At 64.0% G+C, this 10446-nt stretch carries 12 protein-coding genes; 4 read left to right on the top strand and 8 right to left on the bottom strand.

The features are described from left to right. The 4 genes from LH475_RS05205 to murI form a co-directional block, all read right to left on the bottom strand. The coding region (locus LH475_RS05205) for a cation transporter (protein ID WP_297413044.1) at positions 1 to 317 on the bottom strand (317 nt) is incomplete at its 3' end. Positions 318 to 384: 67 nt separating this feature from the next. Beyond that, the gene (gene rdgB / locus LH475_RS05200; RefSeq protein ID WP_297413043.1) at positions 385 to 975 is read right to left on the bottom strand and encodes an RdgB/HAM1 family non-canonical purine NTP pyrophosphatase; all 591 of its coding nucleotides are present in this window, start codon (positions 973 to 975) and stop codon (positions 385 to 387) included. A 3-nt stretch (positions 976 to 978) separates the two neighbouring features. Continuing rightward, on the bottom strand, positions 979 to 1713 hold the full coding sequence (gene rph / locus LH475_RS05195; RefSeq protein WP_196844546.1) for a ribonuclease PH: 735 nt from the start codon (positions 1711 to 1713) through the stop codon (positions 979 to 981). Positions 1714 to 1722: 9 nt separating this feature from the next. Continuing rightward, entirely contained in the window at positions 1723 to 2580 is an 858-nt protein-coding gene (gene murI / locus LH475_RS05190) for a glutamate racemase (protein ID WP_196844547.1), read from the bottom strand. A gap of 93 nt (positions 2581 to 2673) precedes the next feature. On the opposite strand from murI, the gene LH475_RS05185 reads away from it, so the two are divergent. Then, positions 2674 to 3990, top strand: coding sequence for a nicotinate phosphoribosyltransferase (locus LH475_RS05185; RefSeq protein WP_297413046.1), 1317 nt, complete (start codon positions 2674 to 2676; stop codon positions 3988 to 3990). 5 nt (positions 3991 to 3995) lie between these two features. Here LH475_RS05185 and LH475_RS05180 read toward each other — a convergent pair whose 3' ends face one another. Genes LH475_RS05180 through LH475_RS05170 form a run of 3 tightly spaced genes read right to left on the bottom strand, consistent with a single transcriptional unit; the run spans position 3996 to position 6651 of the window. After that, the gene (locus tag LH475_RS05180; protein WP_196844549.1) at positions 3996 to 4283 is read right to left on the bottom strand and encodes a DUF3039 domain-containing protein; all 288 of its coding nucleotides are present in this window, start codon (positions 4281 to 4283) and stop codon (positions 3996 to 3998) included. 32 nt (positions 4284 to 4315) lie between these two features. Continuing rightward, entirely contained in the window at positions 4316 to 5890 is a 1575-nt protein-coding gene (locus tag LH475_RS05175) for a hypothetical protein (RefSeq protein ID WP_297413042.1), read from the bottom strand. Next, entirely contained in the window at positions 5866 to 6651 is a 786-nt protein-coding gene (locus tag LH475_RS05170) for an ABC transporter ATP-binding protein (RefSeq protein WP_297413045.1), read from the bottom strand. Before LH475_RS05170 ends, LH475_RS05175 begins: the two co-directional genes overlap by 25 nt. 950 nt (positions 6652 to 7601) lie before the next feature. Between LH475_RS05170 and LH475_RS05165 the strand changes: the two genes are divergently transcribed. The 3 genes from LH475_RS05165 (at position 7602) to LH475_RS05155 (ending at position 9969) form a co-directional block, all read left to right on the top strand. Continuing rightward, positions 7602 to 8294 (top strand): phosphocholine cytidylyltransferase family protein, encoded by a 693-nt coding sequence (locus LH475_RS05165; protein WP_196844551.1) that lies wholly within the window; start codon positions 7602 to 7604, stop codon positions 8292 to 8294. A gap of 101 nt (positions 8295 to 8395) precedes the next feature. Further along, complete coding sequence (locus LH475_RS05160) at positions 8396 to 9196, top strand: ABC transporter permease (protein ID WP_297413041.1); 801 nt, start codon at positions 8396 to 8398, stop codon at positions 9194 to 9196. 26 nt (positions 9197 to 9222) lie between these two features. Continuing rightward, the gene (locus tag LH475_RS05155; protein WP_196844581.1) at positions 9223 to 9969 is read left to right on the top strand and encodes an ABC transporter ATP-binding protein; all 747 of its coding nucleotides are present in this window, start codon (positions 9223 to 9225) and stop codon (positions 9967 to 9969) included. Between the two features lies 1 nt (position 9970). Here the strand turns inward: LH475_RS05155 and LH475_RS05150 are convergent, their stop codons facing one another. Then, positions 9971 to 10285 (bottom strand): helix-turn-helix transcriptional regulator, encoded by a 315-nt coding sequence (locus LH475_RS05150; RefSeq protein ID WP_196844552.1) that lies wholly within the window; start codon positions 10283 to 10285, stop codon positions 9971 to 9973. Positions 10286 to 10446: the final 161 nt, after the last annotated feature.

Raw genomic sequence — 10446 nt, 5'->3', positions numbered from 1 at the left:
GTCTGGCCCGGTCGCGACACACCCCCCCCCCCCCAATATAGCCACCGACTTTTTTTGCCGGCCCCCACCACTGGGGCCCCGTAAAACCAAAAAGGGGCGGGGTGGGGGGCGGGCGGGCCCGCGACCACGGTCGCGGTCAGTGCGACGATGAGACCGACCAGATCGGACAGCATATGTCCGGCATCGGCCAGCAGGGCGAGCGAGCCGGTGAGCCAGGCGCCGAGCACTTCGAGCAGCAGCACCGATGCCACGATGCCAATGGCGATCGACAATCGCCTCCGGTTCGATCCGGTGGCGTGCGCGTGATCGTGGCCCATAGCTCAACGTTAGGGCTGTCTCGGGCCGCTCGCCAGCCGGTCAGCTAGTTGGGAATGAATGCCGTTCTCAGGTGCCCAGCACCTCGCGCAGCACCGGCACGAGACCCTCAAAGGCAATTGCCCGATGGCTGACCTGGTTCTTGACGTGAGCCGAGAGCTCGGCGGCCGAGATGGCGTAGCCCTCGGGCAGAAAGATCGGGTCGTAGCCGAAACCGTTGGCGCCGGCGGGTTCGAACAGCAGCTGTCCCGGCCATTCGCCGGTCACGGCCCGCTCGGTGCCGTCGGGCAGGGCGAGAGCGGCGACACAGGTGAAGTGGGCGTCGCGGTGCTGCTCAGGAACATCACTGAGCTGCCAGAGCAGCAGGCGCAGGTTCGCGCCGGCATCCTTGGCCGGGCCCGACCAGCGTGCCGAAAAGATGCCAGGGGCGCCGCCAAGAATGTCGACACAGATGCCCGAGTCGTCGGCGATCGCCGGCAGTCCGGTGTGGGTCGCCGCCGCACGGGCTTTGATCAGCGCGTTCTCGGTGAAGCTGATGCCGTCCTCGACCGGTTCGGGGCCGTCGTAGGCGAGCACCTCGACGCCGGGCAGCTGGGGGGCCAGGATGCGCCGCAACTCCTCGACCTTGTGGGCGTTGTGCGTGGCGAGAACGATCTGCACCGCTCAGCGCTCCAACGCGCTGGTCTGAAATTCGGTCAGGGTGACGGCGCCCTTCAGGGCGAGGTCGAGCAGCGTGTCAAGCTCACTGCGGTCGAACGGCGCCGCTTCGGCGGTGCCCTGCACCTCGACGAACTTACCTCGCCCGGTGACCACAACGTTCATGTCGGTGTCGGCGCGCACGTCTTCGGTGTAGGCGAGGTCGAGCATGGGGACCCCGCCGATGATGCCGACGGACACGGCCGAGACGCTGTCCATGAGTGGCTGTGCCTTCTGTGAGATGAACTTCTTTGTACGTCCCCACTCGAGGGCGTCGGCGAGGGCCACGTAGGCGCCAGTGATGGCCGCCGTGCGGGTTCCGCCGTCGGCCTGCAACACGTCGCAGTCGAGCACGAGGGTGTTCTCGCCGAGTGCTTTCATGTCCACAACCGCGCGCAGACTGCGGCCGATCAGGCGGCTGATCTCGTGGGTGCGGCCACCGATCTTGCCCTTGACCGATTCGCGATCCATGCGGCTGTTGGTCGAGCGCGGGAGCATTGAATATTCGGCCGTTACCCAGCCCTTGCCTTTACCGCTCATCCAGCGCGGAACGCCGTTGGTGAACGACGCCGTGCAGAGCACCTTGGTGCGGCCGTAGGAGATCAGTGCCGAGCCTTCGGCCTGGTCGCTCCAGCCGCGTTCGATCGTGATCGGGCGCAGTTCGTCGTTGGTGCGCCCGTCGGCGCGCGGGGTCTCGGTCACGGTGTACTCCTAATGGTTCGGGTGCAGCTGGGAAAAGGGGGGCGTCGCCAGCTCGCTCAGGTTGAGCGTGCCGGTCTCGATCAGGTCGACGCGGCTGACCTCGGGTCCGATCAGACGGTGGGCGAGGGCCAGAAAGTCCTCGGCGCTGTCACCGGTGGCCTCGTACCGGTAACTGGGTGGGCTCGTGCGTGAGCGTTCCAGGCCCTGGCTTACCAGCACCCGGTACACGTCATTGGCAGTTTCGGTATCGCTCGAGACCAGGGTGACGCCGTCGCCCATCACGTAGGAGATCGCGCCGCGCAGAAAGGGATAGTGAGTACAGCCGAGCACGAGCGTGTCCACCTGGGCGGTACGCAGCGGTGCGAGGTATTCCTCGGCGACGGCGAGCACCTCGGCGCCGGTCGTGACGCCGGCCTCGACGAACTCGACGAAACGTGGGCAGGCCTTGCTGAACAGTGTGATCTGCGGGGCCGCAGCGAAGGCATCGTTGTAGGCGCGCGAGTTGACGGTGCCGAGGGTGCCGATGACCCCCACCCGCCGGTTGCGGGTGGTCGCGACCGCACGGCGAACGGCCGGCTGGATCACCTCGATCACGGGCACGCTGTAGCGTTCGCGGGCATCCCTCAGCATCGCCGCCGACGCCGTGTTACACGCGATCACCAGCAGTTTCACGTCTTGCGCGACGAGATCATCGAGCACGTCGAGGGCGAAACCACGCACGTCGGCGATCTTCTTAGGCCCGTACGGCGAGTGGGCCGTATCGCCGATGTAGAGAATGGATTCGTTGGGCAACTGGTCCTTGATCGCCCGGGCGACGGTCAAGCCGCCCACTCCGGAATCGAAAATACCAATCGGTGCATCCGTCACGGAGATCAAGCCTAGCCCGAGGGAGCGGATAAGCTGTGCCGGGTGACCCAGTCCCCCGCTTTCCCCGTGCTAGCAGACCGCGGCCAGGCCGCCATAACCCCCGCTTTTCGCACCGACCGGTATGAGCTCACGATGGTGGACGCCGCCATCCAAAGCGGGACCGCCGATCGGGAGTGCATGTTCGAGGCTTTCGCCCGACGCCTGCCCACCGGCCGCCGCTACGGCATCGTCGCCGGTACCGGTCGCCTGCTCGAGCTGATTGCCCAGTTTCGCTTCACCACCGAGGAACTGACCTGGCTCGCCGAGAACGCCGTCGTGCGCACGCCGACCCTCGATTATCTGGCCGACTACGCCTTCAGCGGCAACGTCTGGGGCTACCAAGAGGGCGAAGCCTACTTTCCCGGGTCGCCCCTGCTGCTGGTGGAGAGCACCTTCGCCGAGGGCGTCATTCTGGAGACCCTCATTCTCAGCGTGCTCAACTACGACATCTCGGTCGCCAGCGCGGCCGCCCGCATGGTCTCGGTCAGCCTCGGTCGGCCGATCGCCGAGATGGGATCACGCCGCACCAACGAGCACTCAGCGGTCGCGGCGGCCCGTGCCGCGTTCATCGCCGGTTTTGCGTCGACGAGCAACCTCGAAGCCGGACGCCAGTGGGGCCTGCCGACCATGGGAACCGCCGCCCACTCGTTCATTCTGCTGCACGACAGCGAGGAGGAAGCTTTCCAAGCGCAAGTGGATGCCTTCGGTGCTGCCACAACGCTGCTCGTGGACACCTACGATGTGCCGGCCGGCATCGCCCTGGCGGTCAAGGTCGCCGGACCGGAGCTCGGCTCGATCCGCATCGATTCGGGCGATCTGCCCACCGTTGTGGCGGCGGCACGGGCCCAACTCGACGCCCTCGGCGCCGTCAACACGAAGATCACCGTTACGAGTGACCTCGACGAGTTCGCCATTGCGGCTTTGTCGGCGAGCCCGGTGGATGCCTTCGGCGTCGGCACCTCGGTCGTCACCGGGTCGGGCGAACCGGCCGCCGGTTTGGTCTACAAACTCGTCGCGCACAAGGGTCACGGCGACGACTGGATCTCCGTTGCAAAAACGTCGACCGCGAAACTTTCCATCGGTGGCCGCAAGAGCGCCCTGCGCCGAGTGGATGCCGTCGGTACCGCCCAGGAAGAGATCGTTCTGTTGGGAGAGGGCCCCGGCACCGAAGGACAGTTCGATTCTCGCAGCGGACTGGAACGTGCGCTTCTGGTCCCTCTCATCATCGACGGCACCATCGACAAACGCTATCTGGGAACGGCCGGAACGCTGCGCGCACGTGCGCACAACGCATCCGTTATGCAGGAACTACCGATCGAGGCGTTCCGGCTGGGGCGCGGAGAGGCCGTTATTCCGACCTCGTATCGCTAGACCAGCTACTTGGCCTTCATCTTCTCATAGATGGCTTTGCAGGTCGGGCACACCGGAAACTTCTCCGGATCGCGGCCCGGCAGCCACTTCTTGCCGCACAGGGCCTTGACCGGCTTACCCGAAATGGCCGACTCGAGAATCTTGTCTTTGGGTACGTAGTGCGAAAACCGTTCGTGGTCGCCGGGTTCGATCTGCTCCTGGTCCAGGAGTTCTTCGAGCTCACGGTCGAGCGTGGACGTTCCGCTGCCGGGCTGGCCGGGCTCTGCAATGCTCGCACGGATGATTTCAGTCATGGAACCAGTCTAAGCACTGTGACGCCTGCGGGTCAGGCGCGCTGGGCTGAAGCGAGCATCTCCGGTCCGCGCCGGTCGAAGGCACGCGAGCCGACCCAGATTCCGACGACCACTGCAACCACACCGAGGCCCAGGCCCGCGCCGAGGGCGCGCAGGTGCCAGGCCGGGTCCTCGAAGATTCCGAGGTAGGCGAAGATAAGCGCCGGCGACGCCACGATGATCGATCCCGTGAAGGTGAGCGACTGCACGAGTGCCGACGCGGTGCCGGAGGCCTGCGGCTGAGCGAACGGACTGTCACCGGGTTTGGTCACGGGGTAGGGAAACCGGGTGGAGGTGTAACTCGAGAAGCCCAAACCCGCCAAAAGGATACACGTGCTCACACCCAGCATCGACGGCAGCACGGACCAGTCTCTATAGAAGGAAATGCTGATGGCCGAGCCAATCCCAATGAGTGGTATGCCCATGAAGAGCGCGGGAATGAGCCGGCCGATACGGTCGGCAACACCGCGCGTTCCCGACGCCACGTGCAGCCAGATCGCGGTGCTGTCATAGGCGACGTCATTGTGCATTGTCCAACCAAGAAAAACGCACATCAGTGGAACCGGCACGAGTGCCAGGTAGTGCAGCGGCACGCCGGCGATACTCAGCGGCAGAATGGCGATGATCGGCACGATCGGAATCATGATCAACGACACCCAGTAGCGCGAGTCGCGCGCCCAGTAGGTGAAGGTGCGTGCGGCGATCGCACCGACGGAGCTGTGCGGCAGCCGGTCAAACCAGCCCAACCCGGAATACTGCTTCGCTGCGGCCTCGCGGCCCGGCGACACCAGCATGCGGGCCACGACGAGCTGCCAGATCAGCCAGAGGGCATAGACCGATGCCGCGGCGATGAGCAACTTGAGAATGGCCGCGCCCCAGGCTCCGGTGGAGGCGTCCCCGGGAACAGCCCACGCTGTACCGAGCGGCGTCCAGCCCAGAATTGCAGCCAGGGTGCCCAGCAGGGTGCGTCCGTGACGGCTCCAGTCCGTGCTGAGGAGCACCACAACCAGCGGAGAGATCAACACCAGCAAAACGACACCGATCATTCCTGTGAACTCGCGCGACCGTCGGGTGGACAGGAGCAACGCCGCGAGAGATGAGCTCACTCGCGAGAGCAGAATGCAGGTCGCGAGGATGAGCACGGCCGACACCAGGGCGAGCAGGGTTTCACCCACGCCGCGCGACCAGGTGAATACCGTACCGAGCAGAACGATTATCAGGGTAAGCGCCGGAACGCCGATCAGTGCCGAACCGGCCAGGCCAAGCGACAAGGATCGGTTGGGGATACCGAGGAACGCAAATTTGCGGGGATCCATGCTGTCGTCGATGCCGATGACGATCGGGATGACCAGAAAGCCAAGCGTCACGGCCGATCCGGCCACCGTGAGTGAATTACGAATGAGAACCGGGTCACCGACGAATCGAAGGGTGATCAGTGCAACGAGAAGGGTGATGGCGACGCCGAGGCCATAGAGCAGTCCGACGACGAGGCCGACGACCTGCCAAGGACTGCGACGAAACAGATTGGCGAGCAGCCGAAGTTTCAGTCCGAAAAATTGTGCAACCATTCCATGCCCTCCGCGACCTTGCGTCCACCGGCGAGCTCGACGAAACGATTCTCCAAAGTCTTCTGGCCCCGGACCTCGTCAATGGTGCCCGCTGCCAGAACACGGCCCTGCACGATAATGGCGACGTGGTCGCAGACCCGCTGGATCAAGTCCATGCCGTGGCTGGACAGTACGACGGTTCCCCCGGCGGCCACGTATTTCTGCAGAATCTCGGTGACGTTGACCGCGGAAACCGGGTCAACGGATTCGAACGGCTCGTCGAGCACGAGTACGCGCGGGGAATGAATCATCGCGCAGGCCAGGGCGATCTTCTTGGTCATGCCAGCGGAGTAATCCGCGACAAGACGATTCAGGGCGTCCTCGAGGCCGAACGCCGCGACGAGGTCAGCCGACCGGCTGCGCACGGTGTCGTTGTCGAGGCCGCGCAGCGTACCCGCGTAATAGAGTAGCTGCGCGCCGGTCAGGCGGTCGAAGAGTCGAAGCCGGTCGGGCAGAATGCCGATCATGCGCTTAGCCTCGTTCGGTCGGGCCCAGACGTCGATACCGTGAACCGTGACGGTTCCGGCGGCCGGGCGCAGCAGCCCGGTGATCATCGAGAGGGTCGTGGTCTTACCGGCCCCGTTCGGTCCGACGATGCCGTAGAACGACCCGGCTCGTACCGAGAGGTCGAGATTGGAGACCGCGACATTGTGGCCGAACCGTTTGACCAGTCCGCGGGCTTCAATGACGATCGGCGCGCGAACCAGCGGCGCGCGAACGATAGGGGCTGACTCGGGTGTCGGCTGCGTCACCGGCTTGGCCGGTGGCGCGGGGATGGTCTTCGCAGCTGGCCTGGGTGTGGTCTTCGGCGTCGTTGTGAGTGCTGGCTTGTCTATCAGTTCACGCGGCGGTGCAATCGGCGGTACAAGCGGCTTTGCCGTTGTGGTCGTGACCAGCGCATCACGGGTCGCGTACGGTCGCATGGTTTCGTCGGTTGCGTTCTCGGCGAGTGCCGTTACCTCGGTCGGCTTCGTGTTGAGGGGCTCTGCAGCAGCAGGTGATTTCGCTGTCGTTGGCTTGCGCACGGCCGGCTTACGCACCGCTGGCTTACGCACTGCCGGCTTACGCGCTGCTGGCTTACTCACGAGAGGCTTGGTCACGCCAGCTTCAGTGATTGGCTGCGTGTCGGCCGGCTTGGAAACAGACGGGCGAGAAACGCTCGGCTTGGCCGCTGCCGACTTGGAAACGGTCCGCTTGGCGGCTACCGGCTTGGAAGCGGCCGGTTTCGAAGCGGCCGGTTTGCCCGCCGTCTTAGCGCGAACGGCCGGTTTACGCACCGCTGGCTGGCGAACGGCCGGCTCACTGGCCGTTCGCGTGGCGGCGAGCGGCGCTTCCGATTCGGCGGCACGATCCGCGAGAGACTCATCGTCGGGTTCGGGGTGGGCCGGCACAAAAGTCACTCCGCTAACCTACCAAGGACCGCTGGCCGGGGGGCGCGGACGGGTGTAAAGCGGCCGTCCCGACCTGTGAGTAGGCTCCATGCCGGGTCACGAAATGGACACGTGCTGAGCCGTTTCTTCCCTCAGAACCGCCTGACAGGTTATGGTGAGATTGACATAACGGTGTGTCTTTACGTGAACATGTGGGTGAATCCTAAGCAAACTCTCTAGAACAGTCTCTAGAACTAGGTGGGTTTTCAGGCGTTGCCCCAACCATTCTTGAGGAGATAATCGTGACGACGCAAGTAGTCATTCTGGCGGCCGGTATGGGCAGCCGACTCGGGCGCTCGCTGCCGAAGCCGCTCACCGAACTGAACGACGGCCGCACCATCATGCAGCAGCAGTTCGACAACATCGCACACGCCTTCGGCAAAGCTGCCAAGGTGACAATCGTCGTCGGGTACAAGCTCGAGCACATCATCGAAGCCTTCCCGCAGGCATCCTTTGTTTACAACGAGGAGTACGACCAGACCAACACCTCGAAGAGCCTGCTGCGCGCCCTGCAGGCCTCAAAGTCCGGCGGTGTGCTCTGGATGAACGGCGACGTGGTCTTCGACCCGGCCATTCTCGACCGCGCTGCTGCCCTGATGGCCCGCGACCAGTCGTTCGTCACCGTGAACACCGACAAGGTGTCCGATGAAGAGGTCAAGTACACGATGAGCACCGAAGGTTACATCAAGGAGCTGTCCAAGACCGTCAAGGGCGGCCTCGGCGAAGCTGTCGGAATCAACTACGTGTCGGGCGCCGACAAGGCAATCCTGATCCGCCAGCTGAGCAAGGTGGCGGACCAGGACTACTTCGAACGCGGCATTGAACTCGCCATCGAACAGAATCGAATGCTCGTCGAGCCGGTGAACATCTCCGACTTCTACGCCGTCGAGGTGGACTTCGCTGAAGACCTCGAACGCGCCAACCTGTTCGTCTAGGCAACAAGGAACCGCACCACCCGAAACCCCGCGCCACGGCGTGGGGTTTCGTCTGCCCAACTGGCACGGAACGCTCCTCGCGCTCCCATACGATAGACCGCGTGAGTAGTTACGCCCAGGTGCGCCCCGAACAGCGCACGCCGATCGCCCGATATCGGCATTCCCTCTGGCTGCTGACGCAGCGCGACCTGCGGGTGCGCTACTCCACCTCGGTGCTCGGCTACTTCTGGTCCATTCTCGATCCGCTCGTCATGGCAGGCATCTACTGGTTCGTCTTCACCCAGGTGTTCGACCGCAGCGTCGGCAACGTGCCATATATCGTGTTCCTCCTGACCGCCCTGTTGCCCTGGATGTGGTTCAACGGTGCCGTCTCCGATTGCACCCGGGCTTTTCTGCGCGAGGCGAAGCTCATCCGCTCCACCCGCATCCCGCGCACCATTTGGGTGAACCGCCTGGTGCTGTCCAAGGGCATCGAGTTTCTCGCATCCATTCCGGTGGTCATCTTGTTCGCGATCCTGTACGGCGCCGAACTCAACACCGACGCATTGTTCTTTCCGCTCGCCGTCGTGATTCAGGCGATCCTGACCACTGGCGTCGGGCTGCTCGTCGCCCCGCTCGTGGTGTTCTTTCGCGATTTAGAACGGGCCGTCAAACTCATTCTGCGTTTTCTGTTCTACGCCTCACCCATCATTTACGGCACCACCGACCTGCCGCCCGAACTGCATTTCTGGGCCGCTTTCAACCCGTTGAACGGCATTTTCAGTCTCTACCGGGCGGCATTCTTTCCCGAGCAATTGGACTGGTTCGCGGTCACCATCAGCGCGGTCATGTCCCTCGCCTTTCTCGGGCTCGGGCTGTTGGTCTTTCGCCGCACCGAACGTGCCGTTCTGAAGGAGATCTAGTGGCCCAGCTGAAAGCGTCGTCCACGATTGCGCCGGTGATTTCGCTGCAGGATGTCGGCATCCACTTTCGCAGGAATCGGCGTGGGCGTCGTAATTTCAAGGACCTGTTTGGCGCGAGCACGCGGCGCAGCCGGCCGGGCGAGTTCTGGGCCCTGCAGCACGTGACCTTCACCGTACAACCGGGCGAAGCCATCGGTGTCGTTGGCCGCAACGGACAGGGCAAGTCCACCCTGCTGAAGTTGGTCACCGGCGTTGTACTGCCCGACAAGGGATCGGTGCACGTGACCGAGGGTGTAGCGCCGCTGATCGAGATCACGGGCGGGTTCGTCGACGACCTCAGCGTGCGCGACAACGTCTACCTGACGGCGGGACTGCACGGCATGACACGCAAGCAGATCACCGAACGCTTTGACGAGATCATCGAATTCGCCGAAATCGCCGACTTCATCGACACGCCGTACAAGCATTTGTCCAGCGGGATGAAGGTGCGCATCGCTTTCGCCGTGATCTCCCGACTCGAGGAACCGATTCTGCTGGTCGATGAGGTTCTGGCCGTCGGCGATAAGGCGTTTCGGGAGAAGTGCTATCGCCGCATCGAAGAACTTCTGGCGGGCGGGCGCACCCTGTTCATCGTCTCGCACAATGAGCGCGACCTGCGGCGCTTCTGCACCCGCGGTCTCTACCTCGACAAGGGCGACCTAGTGCTCGACGGGCCGATCACCGACGTGCTCGCCCGATACAACACCGACTACGGCAAGAAACCGGCAGCCTGACCTAGCCGAGCCGTCGGTTCGCGATCGATTCCTGGGATCGACGAAAATCTATCGCGATGTAGGCGTCGCGGGAGGGCGGCAGCTGCTCGACGGCGAGACCGATCATCAGATCGCTCAGTTCGATCTGGAGCACCGCCGCCAATCGGATGAGCGTGTACATCGTCGGGTTGCCGTGACCGCGGTCAATGCGGGCATAGTTCGACACGTTGAGCCCGGCGCGGAGCGCGACGGACTGCTGATTGAAACCGAGCGCCAAGCGGCGCTCGCGCAAGCGGAGGCCGAGCAGTCGGGACGCTTCTGATTTAGGCTCAAGCATTCCTCAGTTGTAGCGGCACAGGCGAGTCTTGACTAGCGGGTGGACATTTGCCAAAAGGTAGTATTCGTACCCGCCCGGCGCCGCGCGCGGGCCCCCCCCCGCCCCCGTGCCCCCCCGACCCGAAACCACACCGGCGGGCGGAAAGGCCGATATTGGTATGT

The sequence above is a fragment of the Cryobacterium sp. genome (assembly GCF_026786305.1).
GTDB lineage: Bacteria > Actinomycetota > Actinomycetes > Actinomycetales > Microbacteriaceae > Cryobacterium.
This window is presented reverse-complemented; position numbering and strand designations above follow the sequence as displayed.

What these genes read in the sequence shown, in the direction of transcription:
- LH475_RS05180 (WP_196844549.1), bottom strand. Translation starts at nt 4,283, where the DNA reads ATGACTGAAATCATCCGTGCGAGCATTGCAGAGCCCGGCCAGCCCGGC.
- LH475_RS05175 (WP_297413042.1), bottom strand. Translation starts at nt 5,890, where the DNA reads ATGGTTGCACAATTTTTCGGACTGAAACTTCGGCTGCTCGCCAATCTG.
- LH475_RS05150 (WP_196844552.1), bottom strand. Translation starts at nt 10,285, where the DNA reads ATGCTTGAGCCTAAATCAGAAGCGTCCCGACTGCTCGGCCTCCGCTTG.